We start from the raw sequence: 22927 nt of genomic DNA on the forward strand, positions 1-22927 counted from the left end.
GAACCGCGCCTTTTGGGGCGCAGGAGGAATTGCCATGGGTGGCACGAGTATTTGGCACTGGATCGTCGTGGGTCTGATCGTCGTCCTTCTGTTCGGACGCGGCAAGATCTCCGACATGATGGGCGACGTTGCGAAGGGCATCAAAGCCTTCAAGAAGGGAATGTCCGAGGATGAGACGCCGGCCAAGCCGGTGCAGCCGTCCGAGCCCGTCCGGACGATCGACCATCAGAACGGTACGACGACCACCACCGTGACCACGGATCACAAGGTCGGCTAAGCTTTTGTGCGCAGCCGTTGTGTGGCGTTTCAGTACGCGTGAGTACCTAAGAGGCAGGTTCGAGGCCACGTCATGTTGGACATGAGCTGGGGTGAGATCATGGTGATCGGCGCCGTTGCGCTGATCGTGATCGGCCCGAAGGATCTGCCGAAGGCGCTGCGGACGATCGGACAGGTGACCGGAAAGCTTCGCCGCATGGCGGCGGAGTTTCAGGGTCAGTTCAACGAGGCCATGCGCGAGGCCGAGCTCGACGAGGTCAAGAAGCAGCTTCAGGGCGTGAACGACTCCGTCACCTCGGTCGGCAGCACGAACTTCAACCCGATCCAGACGATCCGGGACGAATTGAAGACCTCGATCGAGGCTCCCGAGAAGGCTCCTGAGCCAGGGGCCGTGCAAGACGTCGCCCAGGTGACTTCCGATCAAGGGTCTTCCGATCCGGCGCCAGCCCAACCCACCTCCGATTCCTCGGTTCAGGCTGTCGTGGAGGGACGGGCACCGGATCCCACCGATCCGCTGATCGACCTGCCGCCTCCGCCGACGGTCGACCCGGCGAAGGAGATCGCCGAATCCCTGCGGCGCGAGGCCGAGTATGAGGCCCAACAGGCCGCCCTTGCCGAACAACTCTCAGAAAAATCGGACGCGAAAGCCGGATGACCACCGCCGTTGAAGAGGATGAGGTCGAGGCATCGCGCGCGCCTCTGATCGAGCATCTGACCGAATTGCGCTCGCGCCTGATCAAGGCGCTGATCGCCTTCGTGCTGATGTTCTTTGCCTGCTTTGCCGGGGCGAAGTACATCTACAACGCGCTGGTCTGGCCCTACGTCCTCGCCGTCGGCTCGCCTGAGAAGGCGCACCTCGTCTATACCCATGGCCTGGAATACCTGTTCACGCAGATTCAGGTCGCGGCCTTCGGCGCCGGTTTCCTGGCCTTTCCGGTCATCGCCATGCAGATCTACAAGTTCGTGGCGCCGGGCCTCTACAAGAACGAGCGCCGGGCCTTCGTCCCCTATCTCGTCGCGACGCCGGTTCTCTTCGTCATCGGCGCGGCCTGCGTCTATTTCGTCGCCATGCCGCTCCTCATGCGCTTCTCCGTGGGCATGCAGCAGCTCGCGACGGACACGAGCCCGTCCATCGAGTTCCTGCCCAAGGTCAGCGAGTACCTGTCGCTGATCATGACCCTGATCTTCGCCTTCGGCATCTGCTTCCAGCTGCCGGTCATCCTGACACTCCTGGCCCGGGCCGGGATCATCGACTCGCAGTTCCTGAAGGACAAGCGCCGCTATGCCGTCGTGGTCGTCTTCGTGATCGCTGCGGTTCTCACCCCGCCCGACGTGATCAGCCAGTTCGCCCTCGCGGTCCCGACCTTGCTCCTCTACGAGGCATCCATCCTCTCCGTCACCATGGTCGAGAAGAAGCGTGCGGAAGCCGAGGCGGCGCGCGAGGCAGAGGGGTAGGGCCCGAAAAGGCTCGCCCCATTGGCCGCCATTCTCGGCAAGCGTTGAAGGGGCGCTCTTGTGCTCAGCATCGGACCCAAAAGCGAACGCATCGTCTGGTGCGACCCGAAGGGCCGGGTCAGCGAATAACCGAATTCCACTTTTCCGCACGATGCGCTAAGGCAGGGCCGCATCACGAAGCAGGTCCTCATCCCATGCACGACATCCGTTCCATCCGCGAGAACCCCGCGGCTTTCGACCAAGGCCTCCGGAACCGGGGCATGGAGCCCCTGTCCGCACATCTGATCGCCCTCGACGACCGGCGCAAGAGCGCCATCTCCGCCCTGCAGGCCGCCACCGAGCGCCGCAACGCCCTGTCCAAGGAGATCGGCCAGGCCAAGGCGAAGAAGGATGAGGCGCGGGCTCAGGAACTGATGGCCGAGGTGGCCCGGATCAAGGAATCGATGCCGGAGCTGGAAGAGGCGGAGCGCGCCGCCGAGAAGGCCCTGTTCGAATCCGTGGCCGCTATTCCCAATATCCCGAAGGAGGATGTGCCGGTCGGGGCCAACGAGCACGGCAACGTGGAGCGCCACCGCTTCGGCACGCCACCGACGCTCAACAGCGCCAAGCAGCATTTCGAGCTCGGCGAAGCCCTGGGCCTCATGGATTTCGAGACGGCGGCAAAGCTTTCGGGCTCGCGCTTCGTCGTGCTGAAAGGCGGCCTGGCCCGCCTGGAGCGCGCGCTCGGTCAATTCATGATCGACCTCCACACCAATGAGCATGGCTATACGGAAGTGAGCCCGCCTCTGCTGGTGCGTGACGATGCCATGTTCGGCACGGCGCAGCTGCCGAAGTTCGAGGACGATCAGTTCTGGGCCTTCCCGGGCAACTCGCTCGAGCAGGTCGTTGCCGCGGCTCTCGACGGCCAGCCGCGCGACGCGATCGGCAAGATGATCAAGGACACCCGCTACGGCATGATCCCGACGGCGGAGGTGACGCTGACCAATCTCGTGCGCGAGCAGATCCTCTCCGAGGAGGAGCTTCCCCTCCGCTTCACCGCGCTCACTCCGAGCTTCCGCGCCGAGGCCGGCTCTGCAGGTCGTGACACGCGTGGCATGATCCGCCAGCACCAGTTCGTGAAATGCGAACTCGTCTCGATTACGACGCCGGAGACCTCGGCCGACGAGCACGAGCGCATGCTTGTCAGCGCCGAGAACGTGCTGAAGAAGATCGAGCTGCCGTTCCGCACCATGACGCTCTGCACCGGCGACATGGGCTTCTCTTCGACCAAGACCTACGACATCGAGGTGTGGCTGCCGGGGCAGGGGATGTATCGCGAGATTTCGAGCTGCTCGGTCTGCTCGGATTTCCAGGCGCGCCGCATGAATGCCCGCTACCGTCTGACGGCTGAGAAGCAGCCGCGCTTCGTGCACACGCTCAACGGCTCCGGCCTCGCGGTCGGCCGCACGCTCGTGGCCGTTTTGGAGAACTATCAGAACGAGGACGGCAGCGTCACGATTCCATCGGTTCTCCAGCCCTACATGGGCGGGATGACCCGCATCGAACGTCAGGTCTGACATGCGCATTCTCTGCACCAACGACGACGGCATTCATGCTCCAGGGCTGAAGACCCTGGAGGCCATCGCCCGCAACCTGTCGGACGACGTGTGGGTCGTCGCGCCTGAGACCGATCAGAGCGGCGTCGCCCATTCGCTGTCGCTCAACGATCCGCTGCGCCTGCGCGAGATCTCCGACCGGCATTTCGCCGTCAAGGGCACGCCGACCGATTGCGTGATAATGGGCGTGCGCCATCTCATGCAGAACGCCAAGCCCGATCTCATCCTCTCCGGCGTCAACCGGGGACAGAACGTGGCGGAGGACGTGACCTATTCCGGCACGGTCGCAGGCGCCATCGAAGGCACGATCTTAGGGATTCCCTCCATCGCGCTCTCTCCGGCTTACGGCCCGGGCACGCGCAATGCGCCGCGCTGGCACTGCGCCGAGCACCACGGTCCCAAGGTCGTGCGCAGGATTCTCGAAGCGGGCATCGACAAGGGCATCCTCGTCAACGTGAACTTCCCGGATTGCGAGCCTGAGGAGGTCGAGGGTACGGCTCTCGTCAACCAGGGCCAGCGCACCCAGGAGCTTTTGCGCCTCGACGAGCGCCGCGACGGGCGCGGCAATCCCTACTTCTGGATCGCCTTCGAGCGCCGCCCCTTCACGCCCGGCAACGGCACGGATCTCTGGGCCATCGCCAACCGGCGCATTGCGGTCACGCCGCTTCGCATCGACATGACGGACGAGCCGACGCTGACGCGATACGCGCAGGCCTTCGGCTGATGAGAGAGCTGGTGCGATGAACCAGGACATGCCTTTCCTGCCCGAAGCGGAAACCCGCGACGAGCAGCAGGCGATCGGTGCTGCATCCTTCATCCTGTCCCTGCGCGCCAAAGGCATCCGCGACACGGCTCTCCTGAGGGCCATGGAGCTCGTGCCGCGCGAGGTGTTCGCCCCGCGCCGCTTCACCGATCTCGCCCGCACCGATGTGGCCCTGCCGCTGCCCTGCGGCCAGACCATGACGGGACCTGCCACGGTCGCCGCCATGCTGCTGGCACTTGGTGTCCAACCCGGCCAGCGGATCTTGGAAGTCGGCACCGGCAGCGGCTATGTGACCGCGCTGCTGGCAAGGCTCGGCGCGGAGGTGACGAGCATCGAGCGCTTCAACACACTGGCGGAAAGCGCGGGCCAGCACCTCAAGATCGTGGAAGCCGGCAAGGTCCGTCTGGAGGTGGGCGACGGCCTCGCTGCGCGGGTACGCGATCGCTTCGACCGCATCCTGCTCAATGGCGCCCGTCCCGAGATCCCGGAGACCGTGACATCGCACCTCGGGCCGGGCAGCCGTCTGGTCGGAGCGATCACGATCGAGGGCGTGCCGCACCTCGTGCGGATCGAACGCAATGCCGAGGGTGAGTTAACGCAATCGGTCGGGGCGCCCCTGCGCATCTCGCCGCTCGTCACCGGCATTGCGGCGACGCTCTGACCGAATCGAAATATTTTCGGACAAGGTTACGACAAACCGCGCAACGTCAACCGTTGCTTAACCAGAACAGGCTTTTAATGGCTCCATCGAGTTGCGTTCGGTTGGGGTTGAGTGATGCGGTTGCGTGTGTGTTCTGGACATTGGGTTGCGGTGTCGCGGATCGCTCTGGTGGGGCTGATCGGAAGTGCGGCGGCGGCGTGCAGTACCGATAGTGCGCGGTTCGCAGAGAACCCGTTCTCCAACCCCTTCGCGGCTAGCGAGCGGATGGACACCAGCGCATCGCCCGCGCCTCAGCCTTCCCCGTCCTATGCGACAGCCCCGATGCCGACGCCTTCGGTTCAGGCGCAGGCTCTGCCCCCCGTGCAGTCCCAGTCCCTGTCGCAGCCCACCCGCATCGCCTCCGCTCCCGCTCCGATCCAGCCGCGCCCGATGCCGGTTGCTCACACCGCGTCGGCACAGCCTGTCAGCCAGCCCAAGTTCCGCCTCGTCGACACCTCGAAGGTGCCGGCCGCAGCTACACCGATTGCCGCCGCCGAGCCGACCAAGCGCGTCCGTCCGGGCATGACCTCGACGGCCCAGGCTCCGGCCCCCGCGAAGTCCGCTCCGATGCAGGTCGCGTCCGCGACGAACGAGCCCCTGGTCTCTGCCCCCAAGCCCCTGGTGTCCGCTCCGAAGCCTGTCGTCGAGCAGCCCAAGGTGGCAGCTCTGACCCAGCCCGAACCCGTGAAGCCTGCCGCTGTTCAGCCGCTTGCGCCGGCTCCGCAACCGGAGGCTGCCAAGGCTCCCGTGCAGGAGCCTGAGCAGACCGCCAGCGTTTCCGGTGACTTCCGCTGGCCGGCCCGCGGTCGCGTCATCGCCGGCTTTGGCGCCAATGGCGGCAACGAGGGCATCAACATCGCCGTCCCCGAAGGCACCCCGGTCAAGGCTGCCGAAGCCGGCACGGTGACCTATGCGGGCAGCGAGGTGAAGGGCTACGGCAATCTCGTCCTGGTCAAGCATGAGAACGGCTACGTCTCGGCCTATGCCCATAACGGCTCGCTCAACGTAAAGCGCGGCGAGCAGGTGAAGCGCGGTCAGGTGATCGCCACCTCCGGCCAGACCGGGAACGTGACCTCGCCGCAGCTTCACTTTGAGATCCGCAAGGGTGCGCAGCCCGTCGACCCGATGAAGCATCTCGGCGGCTGATCAAGCCAACGGTTTAGATCGGCCCTCGAATGTCGAGGCCGATCGAATGAGGGGACGGTGGAGCTCAGCCACCGTCCCTTTGTCGTTTCAGATCGCCTTGCCGAGACGTCCGGCCAAATCCTGGATGAACTGCCAGGCCGTTCGCCCGGACCGCGCGCCGCGGGTGGTCGCCCATTCCAGCGCCTCGGCCCGGATGGCGTCGCGGTCGGCCTTGAGGCCGATGTGGTCGACATAGGCGAAGACCATATCGAGATATTCGTCCTGGCTGCATTTGTGGAAGCCGAGCCAAAGGCCGAAACGGTCGGACAGGGACACCTTCTCCTCGATGGCCTCGCCAGGATTGATGGCCGTCGAGCGCTCATTCTCCATCATGTCGCGCGGCAGCAGATGGCGGCGGTTCGAGGTGGCGTAGAAGATCACGTTGTCGGGCCGCCCCTCGATCCCGCCTTCAAGCACGGCTTTGAGCGACTTGTAGGAGGTATCGTCCGCGTCGAACGAGAGATCGTCGCAGAAGACGATGAATCGGTGCGGATCCGGGCGCAGCAGGCCCATGAGATCGGGAAGGGTTTCGATGTCCTCCCGGTGGATCTCGATCAGCTTGAGGGGAAGCGAATCGCCAGGTTTGGCGTGGTTGATCTCCGCATGGACCGCCTTGACCAACGACGACTTGCCCATGCCGCGGGCGCCCCAGAGCAGGGCGTTGTTGGCCGGCAGGCCCCGGGCGAAGCGCTGGGTGTTTTCGGCCAGCTGATCCCGGACCCGGTCGATGCCGCGCAAAAGGCTCATCTCGACCCGGTTCACCTTCGGAACGGGTGCAAGCCTGCGGCCCGCAGCCTGCCAGACGAAGGCGTCGGCTGCAGTAAAATCGCCGTGAACCGTGCCGGCGGGAGCGAGACGTTCCAGGGCGTCGACGATGCGCGTCAAAAGCGCCAGGGATTCGGGGGAGGTGAGATCGGCGGGCATGGGCATCTGACTTCAAGAAACGGTGAGGAAGCCGTGCTTAGCGCAAAAACCGCTTCCCGGTCCATGGAAGACGGGGCTGTGGCCCTGCAGGAGCCTTGGGAAAGGCCTTCAACTTCATTGATTTCGGCGAGTCGATGAGTATAGTCCGCCACGCTTTGTAATCCCGTCTGGCGCGGGTGGGCCCAAAAAGGGCCCGCCACGCGCCTTTATCCATGGAGAGCCGCTTGTTCATTTCACCTGCCTTCGCACAAGGGGCCCCTGCCGGGGGCGGAACGGAGATGATCCTTCAATTCGTACCGTTCATCCTCATATTCGTCATCATGTGGTTCCTGATCATCCGGCCCCAGCAGCGCCGGGTGAAGGCCCACCAGGAGCTGATCAAGAACGTGCGCCGCGGCGATACGGTCGTCACCTCCGGCGGCATCATCGGCAAGGTGACCAAGGTTGTCGAGGATTCGGCCGATGTCGAAGTCGAAATCGCCGATGGCGTGAAGGTGAAGGTAGCCCGGGCCATGATCTCCGAGGTTCGCTCCAAGAGCGAGCCGGTCAAGGCCTGATGTAACAAGAAGCCGGCCCTTCCTATCCGAAAGGGCCGGTTCGCCGCAGAGCGATGCGGCAGGGTGTGTGAGAAAGGTTGAGCTGACGATGCTGCGCTTCTCGAGGTCGAAAATCATCGCCACCGTGGCGATCATTGTGATCGGCCTGCTTCTTGCGGTTCCGAGCACGATGAATCGCGAGCAGCGTCAGGCTTTCCTGAATGCCGTCCCGAGCTGGGTTCCCTCCTGGCTCATCCCGTCCCGGGCCATCGTGCTGGGCCTCGACCTGCAGGGCGGCTCGCACGTTCTCCTCGAGGTTGACGGCCAAGATCTGCTGAGGGCGCAGATCACAATATTGCGCGACGACGTCCGCCGCATTCTTCGCGACACCCGCGTTTCGTCCCAGAACGGCATTCAGACGACGCCCCGCGGCGTGCAGATCCGCGTGCCGGATGCGGCCGACCGCGAACGCCTCCTGCCTCGCCTGCGCGAGTTGTCGCAGCCCATCGGCAATACCGTCCTGGGCCAGACCGGCAACAATGCCATCGAGATCAACACCACGCCGGACGGCGTGATCACGCTGACCTATACGGATGCCGGCATCAATGAGCGCGTGCGTCGCGCCGTCGATCAGTCCATCGAGGTCGTTCGTCGCCGTATCGATTTCGGCGGAACCACCGAACCCAGCATCCAGCGTCAAGGTGCCGACCGCATTCTCGTCCAGGTTCCAGGGCTCCAGGATCCGCAGCAGCTGAAGGCGCTTCTGGGTGAGACCGGCAATCTCGAATTCCGTCTGCTCGCGCAACCGGGCGCGACCGATGTAGACATGCTTCCCATGGAGGATGCAGGCGGCCAGCGCGTTCCGGTCGAGCGCCGGGTGATCGCCGAAGGCGGCGATCTGACGGACGCGCAGCCTGCCTTCGACAGCCAGACGCGCCAGCCCATCGTCAATTTCCGCTTCAACATCCGCGGTGCGCAGCGCTTCGGCCAGGCGACCACGGAAAACCTCGGGCGTAGTCTCGCCATCGTCCTCGACAACAGGGTGATCTCGGCCCCGACGATCCAGTCGCCCATCACGGGTGGTTCCGGCCAGATTTCGGGCAGCTTCACGGTCGAGCAGGTCAACAATCTCGCAGTCCTGCTGCGCTCCGGCGCTCTGCCTGCCAAGCTCACCATCGTCGAGGAGCGCACCGTCGGCCCGGGCCTGGGGCGCGACTCCATCGAGGCGGGCAAGACGGCAACCTATGTGGCGGCCGTTTTCGTGATCCTCTTCATGTTCGCGACCTATGGCGTCTTCGGTCTCATCGCGAACATCGCGCTCCTCGTCCATGTGGGCCTCATCTTCGGCCTCATGTCGGTGCTGGAAGCAACGCTCACCCTGCCGGGCATTGCAGGCATCGTTCTCACCATCGGCACGGCCGTGGACTCGAACGTGCTCATTTACGAGCGCATCCGCGAAGAGGTGCATGCCGGGCGGTCCATCGTGTCGGGCATCCAGGCCGGCTTCGACCGGGCTTTCGCCACCATCGTGGACTCCAACAGCACCATGGCCATTGCGGCCGTGATCCTGTTCTTCCTCGGCTCCGGCCCCGTGCGCGGCTTCGCCGTCGTGTTCATTCTCGGCATCCTGACGACCGTGATCACCGCCGTCACCCTGACGCGCATGATGATTGCGCTCTGGTATCAGTGGATGCGTCCTAAAGTCCTTCCGTTTTAAGGAGTGAGTATCGTGCGCCTCGTACGCCTTTGGCCCGAAAACTCCCACTTCGACTTCATGCGCCTTCGGCGCTTCTCCTTCCCGCTGTCCGCCCTGATTTCGGTGGCGACGGCGATCGTGCTCATGACGGTCGGCCTCAACTTCGGCATCGACTTCAAGGGCGGCACGCTCATGGAGATCCAGGCCAAATCCGGTCAGGCCAATGTCGCCCAGATCCGCCAGACGGCGGAGAGCTTCGGCTTCGGCGATGTGGAGGTGCAGGAATTCGGCAGCACCGGCGAGGTCTCCCTGCGTTTCCCCATCCAGTCCGGTGGGGAAGCGGCGCAAACCGCCGTGGTGCAGAAGGCGCGCGACACCTTCAGCAATGAGTACGATTTCCGCCGCGTCGAGACGGTCGGCCCGCGCGTGTCGGGCGAACTCGTCCAGTCCGGCACCATCGGCATCGTGCTCTCGGTGATCGCGGTTCTGTTCTATCTCTGGTTCCGCTTCGAGCGCGAACTGGCGGTGGCATCCATCATCGGCACGCTCCACGACATCGTGCTCACCATCGGCTTCTTCGTGATCACACGGCACGAGTTCAACATGACCTCGATTGCCGCGATCCTGACCATCGTGGGCTACTCGCTCAACGAGACGGTGGTGGTGTTCGACCGGACCCGTGAGCTCATGCGCCGCTACAAGGCCATGCCGGCCAAGGAGCTGTTGAATCTGTCGATCAACACCACCATGTCCCGTACGATCATGACGGCGACCACCACGGCGCTCTCGCTTCTGGCGCTGGTGCTCTTCGGCGGGCAGGCGATCCAGGGCTTTGCGCAGGTCATGCTCTACGGCGTCGTCATCTGTACGTATTCGGCCATCTGCATTTCGTCTCCCATGCTGATCTATATCGGTCTGCGTGGATCGGAGACCGTCAAGGTGCCGGAGGGCAGGGCCGCCGCAGCGGAGTAAGACCATGAGCAATGGTCGCCTCTATGATGGTTTCCTGCCGGGACGCTATCCGTTCGATGCTTATGGCAATGGCGGCTTTCGCTTTGCGGATATGTCCCATCGCGGGTCCTTGCTCGCCTTGCCTTCGGGGATCAGGGCCTGGCCAGTGAACTCCGTGGCCGAGCTGACGGACGAGGCATTCGACCCGATCTTCGCCGAGGGCGATGCGATCGACCTCCTGCTTCTCGGGACGGGCGCCGATATTGCGGCGATTCCGGCGGCTTTTCGGACGCGCTTCCGCGAGGCAGGGATCGGGCTCGACGTGATGCAGACGGGCGCCGCCGCCCGCACCTACAACATCCTGCTCGCCGAAAACCGCAAGGTCGGCGCCGCCCTGATCGCTGTTCCCTGACATGGCGCAGGCGATCTCGAACTTCGCTCATTGCGAAGCCCTCGTGCGCGAGGCCGATCCAGACCGCTACTGGGCCAGCCTCTTCGCGCCGGCCGACAAGCGGCCGCATCTTCACGCGCTCTATGCCTTCAACTTCGAGGTCGCCCGCGTTCGTGAAGCGGTGCGCGAGGCGCTCGTCGGCGAGATCCGCCTGCAATGGTGGCGCGATGCTCTGCAGGGTGAGGCGAGGGGCGATGTGCGCGCCAATCCCGTGGCGGCAGCGCTCGATGACACCATCGTTCAGTTCCGCCTGCCCCGACAGTCTTTCGTCGACCTCATCGATGCTCGGATCTTCGATCTCTATGACGATCCGATGCCGAATCTGAACGATCTCGAGGGCTATTGCGGCGAGACCTCGTCGAGCCTGATCCAGCTCTCGAGTCTCATTCTCGCCAACGGCTCCAATCCCGGCACGGCGGACGCGGCGGGTCATGCGGGTGTGGCTTATGCGATCACCGGACTTCTGCGCGCTTTTCCGCATCATGCGCGGCAGGGGCAGATCTTCTTGCCGGCAGACATCCTGACCCGCCATGGGGTGGTGCGCGAGGATATCGTGACCGGGCGCGGCGGACCGGGGCTCAAGGGTGTTCTCGCCGACCTGCGAGCGGTCGCCCGCCGGCACCTCGAACAGGCGCGCAGGCTGCGAACGACCATTCCTGGCGCGGCGAAGCCGGCTTTCCAGCCGCTCGCGCTGGTCGAGCCCTATCTCAAAGTTATGGATCGTCGGGACTACGATCCGTTCCACACATCCGTGGACCTGCCGCAATGGCGCCGGATCTGGGCGCTCTGGCGTGGGCCGTTTTAGAGAATCTCACGCCACTCAGTGTCATCCCTGCGAAGGCGGGGATCCATGAACGCAACGATGCTTCCCTGGCCTACTACGTCATCACCGGCCATGTGGCGGTGATCTCGATCCGAAAAGCGGATCACTCTTCCGGACCGGGATGGCCGGGACAATCTCGGCCATGACGGGAGGATTATCGTCCCTGTGATTCAGCGCATCCTGGAATGGCGGTGTAAGCTGACTTACTCCGCGGCCACAGGCAGGGCACCGCCCGAAAGCCAAGCCGCCAGATCCGCCCGAGCCCTGTCGGTCAGCGCCTTCTTCCTGGCAGCGGCCTTGGTAGGGCCGCGCAGGCGCTTGCCGTCCTCAGCCTTCGGAGCATGGGCCAGAGGCGGGAACAGTCCGAAATTGACGTTCATGGGCTGGAAGGAACGCGGCCCCTCGTCGATGGTCTCGATATGCCCGCCCGTGATGTGGTTGATCAGCGCCCCGAGCGCCGTGGTGTGGGGCAGGGGCTGGATTGGCCGGCCGAGCCGCTCGGCCGCGGCGAAGCGGCCGGTCATCAGGCCGACGGCCGCGCTCTCCACGTAGCCCTCGCAGCCGGTGATCTGGCCGGCAAAACGCAGGCGCGGCATCGCCGTCAGGCGCAGGGTCGGATCGAGGAGCTTGGGCGAGTTGAGATAGGTGTTGCGGTGAATGCCGCCGAGCCGCGCGAACTCGGCATTCTCAAGACCCGGGATCATGCGGAAGATGCCGGTTTGTGCGCCGTATTTCAGCTTGGTCTGGAAGCCGACCATGTTGAACAGGGTGCCGAGCGCATTGTCCTGGCGCAACTGCACGATGGCATAAGGCTTCTTGTCGGGATTGCGCGGATCGGTAAGGCCAACGGGCTTCATCGGCCCATGGCGCAGGGTCTCGCGCCCGCGCTCGGCCATGACTTCGATCGGCAGGCAGCCGTCGAAGTACGGTGTGTTGGCCTCCCACTCCTTGAACTCGGCCTTGTCGCCGGCGATCAGGGCATCGACGAAGGCATCATACTGCTCTTTGGTCATGGGGCAGTTGATGTAGTCCTTGCCTGTGCCGCCCGGTCCGACCTTGTCGTAGCGCGACTGGAACCAGGCGATGTCCATGTTGATGGACTCCCGATAGACGATGGGAGCGATGGCGTCGAAGAAGGCGAGCGACGTCTCGCCGGTCAGGGACAGGATTGCTTCGGCTAAGGCGGGCGAGGTGAGGGGCCCGGTAGCGACGATGACGGAGGACCACTCCTCCGGCGGCAGGCCGGCGATTTCGCCGCGTTCGATGGTAACAAGCGGATGAGCTTGGAGGGCCGCCGTCACGGCATCCGAGAAGCCATCGCGGTCGACGGCCAGCGCACCGCCGGCCGGTACCTGGTTGGCATCGCCCTTCGCCATAATCAGCGAGCCTAAGGTGCGCATCTCCTGATGCAGCAGGCCGACCGCATTGGTCTCGGCATCGTCCGAGCGGAAGGAGTTCGAGCAGACCAGCTCTGCGAGGCCTTCCGTCCTATGGGCGTCGGTGCCACGCACGGGGCGCATCTCATGGAGAACGACGGGCACACCCGCCTGAGCGATCTGCCAGGCTGCTTCCGAACCGGCGAGGCCTCCGCCGACAATATGGATGGGTTCGATGGTGCTCATGGTCATTCTCCCGAGCGGCTTTGTTGACTCCCTCGGGAGCCCTGGTCAAGTTGAGCCGGTTTACTTTTGGAAAGGCATTCAACGCCATGCAATCCAGGCGTCCTGTCGTCCTTATTACAGGTGGAAGCCGCGGCATAGGGGCTGCGGTGGCGCAGCTTGCGGCCGAGCGCGGCTATGATGTGGCCATCACCTACCGGTCCGAACGCGACTCAGCCGAGCAGGTGCTCGCCGCGTGCCGCGCATCCGGAGCAGCAGCGGTGGCGTGTCAGGGGGATGTGGCCGTCGAGGCCGATGTGGTGCGTCTCTTTGACGAAGCGGAGACCGCGCTGGGCCCGGTCTCCCACGTGGTCAACAACGCAGGGATCACGGGCAAGTCCAGCAAGCTCGAGCAGGCCTCGGCGGAAACGATACGGGCCTGCATCGACATCAATGTACTGGGAGCAATCTGGGTGGCACGCGAGGCGGCGCGACGGCTCTCGAAGAGCCAAGGCGGGAAAGGCGGGACCATCGTCAATATATCGTCGGTCGCCGCGTCCCTGGGGAGCCCCAATGAGTATGTCTGGTATGCCGCCTCCAAGGGAGCGGTGGATTCCCTGACGATTGGCTTGGCCAAAGAACTCGCCGGGGAGGGGGTCCGCGTCAATGCCGTATCGCCGGGCATGACGAAAACCGACATCCACGAACGCAGCACCCAGGATGCGGGCCGCATGGAGCGGATTCGCCCCCACATCCCACTCAATCGGATTGGGGAGCCCGAGGAAATCGCCGAGGCGGTGCTGTTCCTGATATCGGACGCTGCGTCCTATATCACCGGTGCCAACCTCCCGGTCTCGGGCGGCCGCTGAAATCCCGCCGGCAAATGTCAAAAAAAGAAAGCCCGCCGGAGGCGGGCTGAGGTCTTTGCTGCGCTGCAGCGAAGTCTTACGCGAAAGCGTTCTGGCGAGCGACGCTCTCGATCTGGAAGCGAGAGATGCCGAGATCGTCGAGCTCGCGGTCCGAAAGCAGCGACAGCTCACGGATGGTCTCGCGATAACGCATATAGCTGCGGACCTTAGAGAGGATGTAAGAAACGAACATTGGAAGCTCCTAATCAGTTACCGGCCCCTTTGACCGGTGGCCTTTGTTCTTGCGTTTGCAGTGCGGTATATACGTCCGTGCGGTGCAGAAGAGGAGTGGTAATAGTGTAGGTCTGTCATGCTTTAGTAGCATAACGACCTAATGCCAAGTTAACTGTACTGCAGGCCAGGAATGGCTTGCTTCGGGCGCATCTCCCAGGCTCACAACGAGAAACAGCCCTGAAATCAGGGCTGTCTGCGGGATCTAGGGCTTCTGCGACGCAGGCGCCGATCTGACGCCAAGAATGCGGTCCGGCGAGGAGGAGGGGTGCTTCCGCGCGGGGGAAGCAGCTTCGGCCCCGCCTACAGGATAAAGAAGTCGGCCTTGGAGAGGGTCAGGCCGGAGTTCAGCTGGGCGAACTTCACGGCGGCAACTCCGCCGACGCCGTCATCGTCGTAGAGCAGGGCGCCGCTCTGCTTGTGGTAGATGATCCGGTCGGAGGAATCCCGGGCGCCCGAACCGGTGGCGAAGGCTCCGCTTGACAGCCAGCCGTCGCGTCCGACCCGGGTGAAGACCTGATTGTCGAGCATGATCGTGTCGTCGGCGGGCCGGAAGTCGACGATCCGGTCGACATTTTTGGTGGACGGCCTCGTGTCGAAGACGAAATAATCCTTGCCGGAGTCGCCGGTCAGCCGGTCGCTGTCCGCACCTCCGCTCAGGTAGTCGCTGCCGGCACCGCCGGTCAGGGCGTCACGGCCGGCGCCTCCGTACAGATCGTCGTCTCCCCAGAATCCATAGAGCTTGTCGGCACCCGTGTCGCCGTGGACGATGTCGTCGCCGTCATAGGAATAGACGATGTCGTTGCCCGACCCGCCACGGATGATGTCGTCGTAGTCGTTGCCGTGGAAGGTGTCGTGACCTCCGTTCAGGGTCACATACCAGGCATAGCCCTGAAGCTCGTCGACCGTCGTATAAAGATCGAGGTCTTCGATGGAGAGGATCTTGTAGCCGTCATTCTCATAGAGCAGGTCATCGACGATGACGTATAGCCATCGCTCCAGTATCGGGCAGTGAAGTAATCCACCAGGGCACTGCCGTAGATGTCGTACCCGGCAACCGCACCGTTGTCATAGACGAGGTCCGTCGTGACGGAGGGATCAGCCCCGATGAACGCCCAGCCCGAGCTGCCGGTGCTGGACATGTTGAAGCCCACGCCCGCTGCATTGAAAGCCTGAAAAACTGCCATGGCTGCGCTATTCCCGATGAACGACCAATAGCGCTACGCTAGAACGATAAACGTGAACTTAAGCTGTATGGGTCTGAGGACCGGCATTCATGGCGATGGTAAAGATTCGGTTGAACGCCTCGTCGCCCGCCTCAATGCTTCTGTCTGAAACGTTGCTGCGGCGTCGTATTTTGAACGGATGTTCATCTTCGCATCTAAATTATCGGGTAAGGTGCGTTACTTGAAGTTGTTGGGAACAGTCTCCAGTGGTTGGCGTTCATCTCGCACCTTTACTGTTATGGAGATGGTCCCGTGAAGAAAATTGCTCTCGGTGCCGCCCTTCTCTTGCTGAGCAGCGCGGCCTATGCCCAGACTTCCACGCAGACGAATACGAACACCAACACGACGTCACAATCATCCTCGGACTCGAACACGTTGCTGCGCAATCAGTCAGGCAGCAGCAACCGGACGCAGAGCGAGACCACAGCTGCAACCCGCAGCGAGAGCTCCGGTGCACAGATTAACGTCCGCAATCGTGAGGAAACCGGCACTCGGGTCGGGGTCGAGACCCGCGAGCGCGCGGGCGTGTCCGTCCGGTCCCGCACGGTCCGCGAGGTCGAGGAGCCGAGTGTCTCGGTGACCCGCCGCCGCAGCGTGACCACCTATGAGGAGCCCGATTCCGAGATCCACCGCACCGTGGTGAAGAAGAAGCCCACCAAGAAAGTAGCGGTGAAGAAGACCAAGCGGACCAACAAGGTCGTGTCGAAGAAGCGCCGCTATCAGGTGGTCGAGGAGCCCGTGGAGGTTCGCCGCCGGAGCGTGCGCCGCTATGAGGAGGTCAACGAGCCGAGCGTTTCCGTGAGGAGCCGCACGACGGTTCGTCGGACCCAGGACACCTCGCCGAGCGTCGGCGTGTCGGTCGAACAGCGCCGCTCCAACGACGTGAATGTGTCGACGAGCCGGACGCGCTCGAGTGCACCTGAAACGACGGGCACCGTCTCGACCCGCAGCCGGACGGATGTGAACAGCAACTCGGGTGGCAACACGTCGAATTCCGGCAGCAGCTCCACCAACATGCGCCTGCCGCAGCAGGGTGGCTCCTCCTCGCACGGCAGCAGCCCGAACCAGTAATGACAAGCAACTGAAATGGTTGGGAAAGGGGCCGGCTCAGCGGCCTCTTTCTCGAACCATCGGCCTCAAGTTGAGTTCAGGAGCGAGTTGAGTTCAGGAGTATGACGATGAAAAAGCTTTTGGTGACGATCAGCGTAGCTCTCTTGGCCGCGACATCCTTCAGTGGCGCGGTGGATGCCCGCCCCGGTAAGGGCCATGCCTACGGCTATTACAAAAACCACAAGGCCCAGCGCTACTACGTTCAGAGACGGAACAACAACAATGCCGCGATTGCGGCCGGTGTGACCGGTGCGATCCTTGGCGGGGCGCTCGCTGCGACGGCCCGGCCGACCTACCGGACCTATGACAGGCCTCGCTACAGGGCCTACGAGGCGCCCCGACGGACCTATTATCGAGAAGAGTACTACGACGACGGGTACTGACCCGGATCGGAAGAGCGCCTTCGGGCACTCTTCCTTTACGCCGTCAGCGCCGCAGATTCCCGACTGAGATGACGGCCCGCAAGGGGCCGTATTCCGTCTGCTTCCTCACGTCCAGCTGGACACGACCGCTCGCCTGCGTCCGGTAGGAGTCGGAGGAGCGAACACGCGATGAGCCGATCGCCGTCTCCGCCCGCACTCGACCGCTGACCCGCACGCAGGTATCGGAGGCCTGAAGCATCGCAAAGCCGGGCGGGCAGGACGAGGCCGCCTGCGCCTGACCGGTCGCCGCAAGGCTGGAAAGAATGAGGGCGAGGACGCATCGCTTCATAGCAAGCTTGAGTTTAGCCGTCCCTGTCCGCCCGTGGCAAGGCGATCGCCTCTGCCGAACTCAAACGCCGCCCGAGCCACTCCGGCGTCCATAGGATTTGGCAACGTCCACCCGGTCCACCTCCACGTGGAACTGTTCGGCCTTGGGGCTGTAATCCCGGATCGCGCCGATGCCATAGCGATAGGCGAGTTCGCCGCCGAGCCAGCCGCTGAACAGGAGGAGAACGGTCTGAATGCCGGACAGCCAGATGCCCCAGCCCTGGACCCCGGCCGCCGGATCGTCCAGGCGGACGCCGACATTGATGAGGGCCAACGCGACCACCACGAGATTGGCCACCATATGCGCCCAGGAGACCCATACGTTGCGCACCCGGTCGATCGTCACGAAATCGATCAGGCCCGGAACGGCGGCAACGAGAGCGGTGGCAATGCCGGCGATCAGGAGCCAGTAGGAGACCAGGGCCCAGAAGGGATCCTGGACGGCGAGGAAGGCGATGTCGGTTCCCAAAGCCCCGATCAGGAATGCGACGGGGAAGACAATCAGCATGTGGTGGAGCGGATGGCCGGCGATCGCCGCCGTGCTCTGGACGCCATGACGATGGTACATGCCCATGTAGTTCTCCCTCTCGGATGCTGCGTGAGGGAAAAATGCTCCGACCATACCTTCGTTCCCGGCGCTTTCTTTCCCTGTCCGCCGATCCGTCGCAGAGCGGGGTTCTGGACATCGCGAGGCAGGTGGGAGATAGCGCAGGTATTCATTCCCTACGGGATGGGCCGTGGGGATTCGTCTGCGGCCGTCTCGCCGAACTCCATGCAGCCGCTTCTATGGTCCTTGATCCTGCCACGCTCACCGTCGCCTTCGTGTTGCTTTCGGCAGTGCTTGGAACGTTGTTGCTTTTCTCCTGGGTGCTGAACCGCAAGGTCCAGGCTCTCGCCTGGTGGGGCAGCGCCTTCTGGTTCATTGCCTTAGGAATTGGATCGGCCAATCTGGCGCAGGGCCAGCCGGCTTACGCCATTCTGCTCGTGGCGAACGCCTTGGCCTTGCTGTGTTATGGTGTCCTGTATACGGGCTGCAGGATCTTCAATGGTCGCTCGGCGCCTTCAACGGCGACGCTTGCCGGCGTGGCTGTCTGGGTCGGCGCATTTCCGTTCATCTATAGCTCGCACGGCTACAGGCTGATCGTCGCGTCGCTGATCACCTTTGCGTATTCGGCACTTTCGGCGTGGGAACTCGGACGCTATGCGCCACGGCCTCTGGCCTCCTCGCGTGTCGCGGTCGTGCTTCTGCTGGGGCTTGCCATCTTCAATCTGTCCCGTGGAACGCTCGGGATCGCCCTGACCTCCGTCTCCTGGATCGATACCTTCGCCAGCCGGTGGTCGCCGTCCATGGCACTCCTGCTGGTCATGTTCGGGCCGACGCTGGCCTTCATGTTTCTATCCATGGCCAAGGAGAAGGTCGAATTCGAGTACAAGCAAGCAGCTCTCGTCGATCCGCTGACCGGCGTTCCCAACCGGCGCGCCTTCATGCAGAACGCTTCCCTTCTCCTCGGCCGGCTCGGCAACAGGCCGGCGAGCTGCCTGCTGTTCGATCTCGACAACTTCAAGGCCCTCAACGACGGCTACGGACACGATGCCGGCGACCGCATTCTGACGATCTTCGGTGAGGTGCTGGCGAGCCATCTGCCACAAGGCACCTTCGGCCGCTTGGGCGGAGAGGAATTCGGCGCGATCCTGCCGCTGGCTTCCCGCGAGGCGCCTCTCCTGGCGGACCGGATCCGGCATGCCTTCTCCACGGTCGGGGCAAACACTCTGGGCGGTTCGGCCGCGGTGACCGTCAGCGTCGGCTGCATTACGGCAACAGGCATCGATGCCGGAACGCTGCTCCGGCGCGCCGATGCCGCGCTTTATCAAGCCAAGCGCGGCGGCCGCAATATCGTTATCGCGGCCTGATCGGGCGGGTCCGATGCCCTAGACGACGAAGAAGTCGTGATGGGTCAGGGCAAGGCCCTTCTTGAGCTGTGCGAATTCCACCGGCTTGCGTGAGCCCGACCCGTCGGCATCGTAGGAGAGGATGCCGGTCTTCTTGTTGTAGAGGATGTAGTCGTTCTGGTCCTTGGGCCTGTTTCCCGCGTTGAAGAACTCCGCATTGAGCTCGGTGGGATGGGTGGACGAACCCGGTCCGAGCTTCCGGAAGATGGCGTTGACGAGCCAGATCGAGTCGTCCCGCACCGAATAATTCGTGATCGTATCGAAATTGACCTTCCGATCCGTCGTGGCGCTCCCGAGCTTCGAGCTGAAGATGAAGACGTCACGGCCTGCATCGCCGCTCAGAATGTCGTTGCTGGCGCCGCCGTTGAGGCTGTCGTGGCCGTTCCCGCCGAAGACATAGTCCTTGCCCGTATCCCCATAGAGCTTGTCGTTGCCTCCATCCCCGAAGACGAAGTCGTTGCCGCCCATACCCCGGATCGTATCGTTGCCCGAACGGCCGCTCAGACCCTCATCCTGCCCGGTGCCTCTGAAAGAGTTGGACTTGGCGCTTCCGATCCAAGTCTGCTGTGATGTGAAGATCGCGCCGGAATCCACACCGTAGATCACATTGCCGAGCAGGCGGATGCCGCTGGGGCCGGCCAGGGTGTTCGTCTGCTCCTCGCGGATCCCGTAGCGCGCGTCGATCGCCCCGTCGGAGTAGATCGTGTTGTTCAGGATCTGCGTGTTGGTCGAATAGTACGTCAGCCCGGTGGTCGTATCGAGGCGCATGCGGATGCTGATCTCGTCGAACTGGTTGTCTCCGGCCTGCGCGTTGTTGAAGATGTGGCTGTTCTGAATGATGCTGCCGGTCGATCCTTCGATCCGGACGCCGCTGCCCTGGTTGCCGAAGATCATGGCGCCGTCGACGATGACGTTGGCGGCCATGTTGAGCAGGACGCCGTCCTTGACGTTGGCGTAGTACTGGCCGCCGACGATCTGGACATTGCTCGGCCAAGCTATGTTTTCCGATCCGCGCTGCACGACCACGCCTGTCGACCCGTTGCCGTAGGCGATGTTGTCCTGCAGGAGGAGCCCGGTCGTCGTGGTGGTGATGTTGAAGCCGTGCCGGTCGTTGCCGTAGGCGATGTTGTTCCTGTAGATGCCGTTGACGATGTAATCGGCCACGAAGCCGTCGAGCCCGTTGCCGTGCGACACGCTGCTCTCGATCGTCAGGCGCAGGGTCTGCTCATGCGGGTCGAAGCCATAGCCCGAGCAATCCATCACCTCCACGCGAGCCACGTGGATGTCGCTATCCTGCTGCGTACTTCCAGGTTTGACACCCGTATAGAAGCCGTCGATCTTGCCGGTCGTGGCGTCGCGATTTCCGTCGATGGTGAGATCGAACAGGCCCACATTGCTTGTCACTTGATCGAATGGAGTGCGCACCACGCCGGTGATGTTGCCCGTCGATTCGTCGGCAACCTTGAGGATCGTCTGGCCCATGCCGGCACCCTGCAAGGCCGTGCCAGTGAGCAGTTCGACCGCACCGTCGCTCTTGTCGCCATTGCCTTTGACGAGCAGGGTGCCCGCCGGCAGAACGACCGTCACACGGCCCGTGGAAGGATTGTAGGCATCGCTGGCCGCTTTGACGGCTGCATTGATGGCAGCGGTATCGTCCTTCGCATCATTCGCAATAGCACCAAATTCCGAAGCATAGAAACGCAAAGCCATGCAGACAATCCTCTGTCGAAAAAGGAAGACAGCCTGCTTAACCAGCTTTGAGCAATTTTTTGTGGGTTATTCCTGAGGATTGACCGGCATAGGAGGTAGTCATCATGAAGGTGATGGTGACTTACTCATAGGTTAAGAAGCTACTCTAAAGTTTATTGAGCGAACAATTCGGAGAGGCGTTGCGATGATGTCCGGTCCATCATACCGGCCCGCAAGTCTGAAAATGTCGCTAGCTGCCTCAAAGATGGGCATGGCGAGAGGAAATCATCAGCATTGAGCGTCCTTTCATCGAATGGTTCGCGGACATAGCCTGCCATCGTCATCGACAGCTCAATGAGACGCTGTTGCGCAGGGAAGATGATCGATCCTATTGCTCACGAAGGACATCGACGATGAATCGTTCCACCTCTGCAAATCTTTCCATGCCTCAGCGGACATTGCCGCGCGCCATACGCAGTGGACGGTCATGGATCACGTTCGACACGGATGTGACGCAGCTCTGAGCGAGCACCTTCTGTATAAATGGCGGGCTGAAAGCAATCGTTTCCGGAAAACAACTATAACTGCCATGTCTCGTAACCTGTGTTAACGCGCTCAAGCTCAGGGCGTGTAGTCTGCAGTCAGAAAAAGGTGAGGAACTGCCATGCCTCGCTATCATTTTCACGTTCAGCATGGGGATCGGTTCATCCTGGATAGGGAAGGTGTCGACCTGCCGAACTTGAGAACAGCGCGGGGAGAGGAGTCTCTGGCCGCTCAGGCGTCCTGGGAGCATGTGTGGTGCTTTATCCAGAGCTTGCCCAACAGAACCACTGTCATTACGGACGAGTCAGGTCGGATTGTCTTTGTTCTTTCTCTGTAGCGTGTGCTTCCACACCGCAAAAAGTGCGGTCCGGGTGAGTATTCCATCATCGTCAGACGATCGCTGCAACAGAGGGGAACGAGATGCCCCGTTACTACTTCCATCTCCGCTCGAAGGAGCAGTTCATCTGGGATAAGGAAGGGGTCGATCTGCCAGATCCCGTCATCGCCCGAGGGGCCGCCGACAAGGCTGCGGCCGAGCTCCGTGGCGGCCTGCTGCATGAAAGCACGCAGGTATGCTCTTGGGTCGTCGCAGTCACGGATGAGGGTGACCAACTCATTCACGTCACGTCGCTCTAGTTGTTTGGTGGCGGAACGTTGTTGGGATCGGGTGCGTTACGCCATTGAGGAGTACACTTGGCGCTTTGACGGCCTGCGACGCCGAGCTTCTCACCGCAGGAGGACGTGATGCACTCCCTTCATCCGCAAGCCCGCACCACCCCCGCTGTCCGCCAGGAGATCGCCCGCTCGAGAGAGCCCACCGGCGTGCTGGCCCAGCGCTTCAGCGTGAGCACCGAGACCATCCGCAAGTGGCGCAAGCGCGGAGCCCAGGACTGCCAGGACCATAGCAGCCGGCCGCACAAGCTGCCCTGGAAGGCCACCGAGGAAGAGCGCGCCATCGTCTGTGCCCTGCGCCAGGCCACCGGCTTTCCGCTCGACGATCTGACCTTCATCGTCACGCATTTCCTGCCGCATCTCAACCGCGATGCCGTCTACCGCATCCTCAAGGCCGAGGGTCTGGGACGATTGCCCCCGGCGCAGCAGCGCCAGCGCCGGAGCGGCACGTTCAAGGACTATGATCTCGGCTTCGTGCACATCGACATCAAGCACCTGCCCAAGCTGCAGACCGCCGACGGGGAGCGCCGCAAGCGCTATTTGTATGTGGCCATCGACCGCTGCTCGCGCTGGGTGCACCTGGCCGTCAAGGACGATGAGCTGGCCACCAGCGCGGTCGCCTTCCTGAAAGAGGCGGTGCGCGCCTTCCCCTTCAAGGTCACGCACGTCCTGACGGATCGAGGATCCTGCTTCACGGCGGATGCTTTCGAGGACGCCTGCCGCCAGCTGAAGCTGGAGCACCGCAAGACCAAGCCCTACACGCCGCAGACCAATGGTCTCGTGGAGCGCTTCAACGGGCGGGTGCAGCGCGAGGTGCTGGGCATCACCATCTACAGCCATCGGGACCTCGAGACGCTGCTCAAGGGCTTCAATCAGGCCTATAACAGAAGACGTCA

General features: G+C 63.0%; 26 protein-coding genes and 1 pseudogene. 19 read left to right on the forward strand and 8 right to left on the reverse strand.

The genetic code is table 11. From position 1 onward, the window contains the following. Window positions 1-34: 34 nt before the first annotated feature. From FS320_RS03080 to FS320_RS50640, 7 genes and pseudogenes are all read left to right on the forward strand, one after another. Window positions 35-277, forward strand: coding sequence for a twin-arginine translocase TatA/TatE family subunit (locus FS320_RS03080; RefSeq protein WP_152709138.1), 243 nt, complete (start codon window positions 35-37; stop codon window positions 275-277). A 72-nt stretch (window positions 278-349) separates the two neighbouring features. Then, the gene (gene tatB, locus FS320_RS03085) at window positions 350-931 is read left to right on the forward strand and encodes a Sec-independent protein translocase protein TatB (protein ID WP_152709139.1); all 582 of its coding nucleotides are present in this window, start codon (window positions 350-352) and stop codon (window positions 929-931) included. Beyond that, window positions 928-1731, forward strand: coding sequence for a twin-arginine translocase subunit TatC (tatC, locus tag FS320_RS03090; protein ID WP_152709140.1), 804 nt, complete (start codon window positions 928-930; stop codon window positions 1729-1731). Before tatB ends, tatC begins: the two co-directional genes overlap by 4 nt. A gap of 194 nt (window positions 1732-1925) precedes the next feature. After that, window positions 1926-3287, forward strand: coding sequence for a serine--tRNA ligase (gene serS / locus FS320_RS03095; RefSeq protein WP_152709141.1), 1362 nt, complete (start codon window positions 1926-1928; stop codon window positions 3285-3287). 1 nt (window position 3288) lies between these two features. Next, a complete protein-coding gene (gene surE, locus FS320_RS03100; RefSeq protein ID WP_152709142.1) occupies window positions 3289-4050 on the forward strand; it encodes a 5'/3'-nucleotidase SurE in 762 nt (253 codons plus the stop codon). A 16-nt stretch (window positions 4051-4066) separates the two neighbouring features. Further along, window positions 4067-4750: a protein-L-isoaspartate O-methyltransferase family protein gene (locus tag FS320_RS03105; RefSeq protein ID WP_152709143.1), complete on the forward strand. Its 684-nt coding sequence runs from the start codon at window positions 4067-4069 to the stop codon at window positions 4748-4750. Window positions 4751-5572: 822 nt separating this feature from the next. Beyond that, window positions 5573-5935 (forward strand): annotated as a pseudogene (locus FS320_RS50640) (murein hydrolase activator EnvC family protein); the annotation flags it as partial. An 87-nt stretch (window positions 5936-6022) separates the two neighbouring features. Here the strand turns inward: FS320_RS50640 and FS320_RS03115 are convergent. Continuing rightward, window positions 6023-6898, reverse strand: coding sequence for an ATP-binding protein (locus FS320_RS03115; protein WP_152709145.1), 876 nt, complete (start codon window positions 6896-6898; stop codon window positions 6023-6025). Between the two features lie 224 nt (window positions 6899-7122). Between FS320_RS03115 and yajC the strand changes: the two genes are divergently transcribed. From yajC to FS320_RS03140, 5 genes are all read left to right on the forward strand, one after another. Next, window positions 7123-7455: a preprotein translocase subunit YajC gene (gene yajC, locus FS320_RS03120; RefSeq protein ID WP_244626937.1), complete on the forward strand. Its 333-nt coding sequence runs from the start codon at window positions 7123-7125 to the stop codon at window positions 7453-7455. An 88-nt stretch (window positions 7456-7543) separates the two neighbouring features. Further along, the gene (gene secD / locus FS320_RS03125) at window positions 7544-9151 is read left to right on the forward strand and encodes a protein translocase subunit SecD (RefSeq protein ID WP_152709147.1); all 1608 of its coding nucleotides are present in this window, start codon (window positions 7544-7546) and stop codon (window positions 9149-9151) included. A gap of 12 nt (window positions 9152-9163) precedes the next feature. After that, window positions 9164-10102: a protein translocase subunit SecF gene (gene secF / locus FS320_RS03130; RefSeq protein ID WP_162002773.1), complete on the forward strand. Its 939-nt coding sequence runs from the start codon at window positions 9164-9166 to the stop codon at window positions 10100-10102. A 4-nt stretch (window positions 10103-10106) separates the two neighbouring features. Next, window positions 10107-10493 carry an Mth938-like domain-containing protein gene (locus tag FS320_RS03135; RefSeq protein ID WP_152709148.1) on the forward strand — a complete coding sequence of 129 codons (387 nt, stop codon included), beginning with the start codon at window positions 10107-10109 and terminating at the stop codon, window positions 10491-10493. A gap of 1 nt (window position 10494) precedes the next feature. Next, window positions 10495-11337, forward strand: coding sequence for a phytoene/squalene synthase family protein (locus FS320_RS03140; protein WP_152709149.1), 843 nt, complete (start codon window positions 10495-10497; stop codon window positions 11335-11337). Between the two features lie 221 nt (window positions 11338-11558). Here FS320_RS03140 and trmFO read toward each other — a convergent pair whose 3' ends face one another. After that, window positions 11559-12977 carry a methylenetetrahydrofolate--tRNA-(uracil(54)-C(5))-methyltransferase (FADH(2)-oxidizing) TrmFO gene (trmFO, locus tag FS320_RS03145; RefSeq protein ID WP_152709150.1) on the reverse strand — a complete coding sequence of 473 codons (1419 nt, stop codon included), beginning with the start codon at window positions 12975-12977 and terminating at the stop codon, window positions 11559-11561. Between the two features lie 86 nt (window positions 12978-13063). Between trmFO and FS320_RS03150 the strand changes: the two genes are divergently transcribed. Next, window positions 13064-13822: a glucose 1-dehydrogenase gene (locus FS320_RS03150; protein WP_152709151.1), complete on the forward strand. Its 759-nt coding sequence runs from the start codon at window positions 13064-13066 to the stop codon at window positions 13820-13822. Window positions 13823-13898: 76 nt separating this feature from the next. Here FS320_RS03150 and FS320_RS03155 read toward each other — a convergent pair whose 3' ends face one another. The 3 genes from FS320_RS03155 to FS320_RS03165 all read right to left on the reverse strand — a co-directional run bounded on the left by FS320_RS03155 (window position 13899) and on the right by FS320_RS03165 (window position 15279). Continuing rightward, window positions 13899-14054: a DUF1127 domain-containing protein gene (locus tag FS320_RS03155; RefSeq protein ID WP_152709152.1), complete on the reverse strand. Its 156-nt coding sequence runs from the start codon at window positions 14052-14054 to the stop codon at window positions 13899-13901. A 341-nt stretch (window positions 14055-14395) separates the two neighbouring features. Next, window positions 14396-14968: a calcium-binding protein gene (locus tag FS320_RS03160; protein ID WP_152709153.1), complete on the reverse strand. Its 573-nt coding sequence runs from the start codon at window positions 14966-14968 to the stop codon at window positions 14396-14398. Then, window positions 14965-15279, reverse strand: coding sequence for a hypothetical protein (locus FS320_RS03165; RefSeq protein ID WP_152709154.1), 315 nt, complete (start codon window positions 15277-15279; stop codon window positions 14965-14967). Before FS320_RS03165 ends, FS320_RS03160 begins: the two co-directional genes overlap by 4 nt. Window positions 15280-15570: 291 nt before the next feature. On the opposite strand from FS320_RS03165, the gene FS320_RS03170 reads away from it, so the two are divergent. After that, window positions 15571-16389: a hypothetical protein gene (locus FS320_RS03170; RefSeq protein WP_152709155.1), complete on the forward strand. Its 819-nt coding sequence runs from the start codon at window positions 15571-15573 to the stop codon at window positions 16387-16389. Between the two features lie 107 nt (window positions 16390-16496). After that, entirely contained in the window at window positions 16497-16811 is a 315-nt protein-coding gene (locus FS320_RS03175; protein ID WP_152709156.1) for a hypothetical protein, read from the forward strand. A 43-nt stretch (window positions 16812-16854) separates the two neighbouring features. Here the strand turns inward: FS320_RS03175 and FS320_RS03180 are convergent, their stop codons facing one another. Beyond that, window positions 16855-17139, reverse strand: a complete 285-nt coding sequence (locus FS320_RS03180; protein ID WP_152709157.1) for a porin — start codon at window positions 17137-17139, stop codon at window positions 16855-16857. 60 nt (window positions 17140-17199) lie between these two features. Then, on the reverse strand, window positions 17200-17751 hold the full coding sequence (locus FS320_RS03185) for a DUF2231 domain-containing protein (RefSeq protein ID WP_152709158.1): 552 nt from the start codon (window positions 17749-17751) through the stop codon (window positions 17200-17202). A 35-nt stretch (window positions 17752-17786) separates the two neighbouring features. Between FS320_RS03185 and FS320_RS03190 the strand changes: the two genes are divergently transcribed. Continuing rightward, a complete protein-coding gene (locus FS320_RS03190; RefSeq protein ID WP_162002774.1) occupies window positions 17787-19088 on the forward strand; it encodes a GGDEF domain-containing protein in 1302 nt (433 codons plus the stop codon). Between the two features lie 18 nt (window positions 19089-19106). Here FS320_RS03190 and FS320_RS03195 read toward each other — a convergent pair whose 3' ends face one another. Then, window positions 19107-20837, reverse strand: coding sequence for a glycosyl hydrolase family 28-related protein (locus FS320_RS03195; RefSeq protein ID WP_152709160.1), 1731 nt, complete (start codon window positions 20835-20837; stop codon window positions 19107-19109). A gap of 643 nt (window positions 20838-21480) precedes the next feature. On the opposite strand from FS320_RS03195, the gene FS320_RS50645 reads away from it, so the two are divergent. From FS320_RS50645 to FS320_RS03205, 3 genes are all read left to right on the forward strand, one after another. Continuing rightward, on the forward strand, window positions 21481-21696 hold the full coding sequence (locus FS320_RS50645; RefSeq protein ID WP_420846696.1) for a DUF6894 family protein: 216 nt from the start codon (window positions 21481-21483) through the stop codon (window positions 21694-21696). An 83-nt stretch (window positions 21697-21779) separates the two neighbouring features. After that, the gene (locus tag FS320_RS03200) at window positions 21780-21995 is read left to right on the forward strand and encodes a DUF6894 family protein (protein WP_152709161.1); all 216 of its coding nucleotides are present in this window, start codon (window positions 21780-21782) and stop codon (window positions 21993-21995) included. A 108-nt stretch (window positions 21996-22103) separates the two neighbouring features. Next, window positions 22104-22927, forward strand: an 824-nt coding sequence (locus FS320_RS03205) for an IS481 family transposase (RefSeq protein WP_152709162.1), incomplete at its 3' end; no start/stop codon positions are given.

The sequence above is a fragment of the Microvirga tunisiensis genome, assembly GCF_009296175.1.
In the GTDB taxonomy this organism is placed as follows: domain Bacteria; phylum Pseudomonadota; class Alphaproteobacteria; order Rhizobiales; family Beijerinckiaceae; genus Microvirga; species Microvirga tunisiensis.

Excerpts from the sequence above, each read along its gene's own strand:
- FS320_RS03080 (WP_152709138.1), top strand. The coding sequence starts at position 35 with ATGGGTGGCACGAGTATTTGGCACTGGATCGTCGTGGGTCTGATCGTC.
- tatB (WP_152709139.1), top strand. The coding sequence starts at position 350 with ATGTTGGACATGAGCTGGGGTGAGATCATGGTGATCGGCGCCGTTGCG.
- tatC (WP_152709140.1), top strand. The coding sequence starts at position 928 with ATGACCACCGCCGTTGAAGAGGATGAGGTCGAGGCATCGCGCGCGCCT.
- serS (WP_152709141.1), top strand. The coding sequence starts at position 1,926 with ATGCACGACATCCGTTCCATCCGCGAGAACCCCGCGGCTTTCGACCAA.
- surE (WP_152709142.1), top strand. The coding sequence starts at position 3,289 with ATGCGCATTCTCTGCACCAACGACGACGGCATTCATGCTCCAGGGCTG.
- FS320_RS03105 (WP_152709143.1), top strand. The coding sequence starts at position 4,067 with ATGAACCAGGACATGCCTTTCCTGCCCGAAGCGGAAACCCGCGACGAG.
- FS320_RS03115 (WP_152709145.1), bottom strand. The coding sequence starts at position 6,898 with ATGCCCGCCGATCTCACCTCCCCCGAATCCCTGGCGCTTTTGACGCGC.
- secD (WP_152709147.1), top strand. The coding sequence starts at position 7,544 with ATGCTGCGCTTCTCGAGGTCGAAAATCATCGCCACCGTGGCGATCATT.
- FS320_RS03135 (WP_152709148.1), top strand. The coding sequence starts at position 10,107 with ATGAGCAATGGTCGCCTCTATGATGGTTTCCTGCCGGGACGCTATCCG.
- FS320_RS03140 (WP_152709149.1), top strand. The coding sequence starts at position 10,495 with ATGGCGCAGGCGATCTCGAACTTCGCTCATTGCGAAGCCCTCGTGCGC.
- trmFO (WP_152709150.1), bottom strand. The coding sequence starts at position 12,977 with ATGAGCACCATCGAACCCATCCATATTGTCGGCGGAGGCCTCGCCGGT.
- FS320_RS03150 (WP_152709151.1), top strand. The coding sequence starts at position 13,064 with ATGCAATCCAGGCGTCCTGTCGTCCTTATTACAGGTGGAAGCCGCGGC.
- FS320_RS03155 (WP_152709152.1), bottom strand. The coding sequence starts at position 14,054 with ATGTTCGTTTCTTACATCCTCTCTAAGGTCCGCAGCTATATGCGTTAT.
- FS320_RS03165 (WP_152709154.1), bottom strand. The coding sequence starts at position 15,279 with ATGGCAGTTTTTCAGGCTTTCAATGCAGCGGGCGTGGGCTTCAACATG.
- FS320_RS03175 (WP_152709156.1), top strand. The coding sequence starts at position 16,497 with ATGAAAAAGCTTTTGGTGACGATCAGCGTAGCTCTCTTGGCCGCGACA.
- FS320_RS03180 (WP_152709157.1), bottom strand. The coding sequence starts at position 17,139 with ATGAAGCGATGCGTCCTCGCCCTCATTCTTTCCAGCCTTGCGGCGACC.
- FS320_RS03185 (WP_152709158.1), bottom strand. The coding sequence starts at position 17,751 with ATGGGCATGTACCATCGTCATGGCGTCCAGAGCACGGCGGCGATCGCC.
- FS320_RS03190 (WP_162002774.1), top strand. The coding sequence starts at position 17,787 with ATGCTCCGACCATACCTTCGTTCCCGGCGCTTTCTTTCCCTGTCCGCC.
- FS320_RS03195 (WP_152709160.1), bottom strand. The coding sequence starts at position 20,837 with ATGGCTTTGCGTTTCTATGCTTCGGAATTTGGTGCTATTGCGAATGAT.
- FS320_RS50645 (WP_420846696.1), top strand. The coding sequence starts at position 21,481 with ATGCCTCGCTATCATTTTCACGTTCAGCATGGGGATCGGTTCATCCTG.
- FS320_RS03200 (WP_152709161.1), top strand. The coding sequence starts at position 21,780 with ATGCCCCGTTACTACTTCCATCTCCGCTCGAAGGAGCAGTTCATCTGG.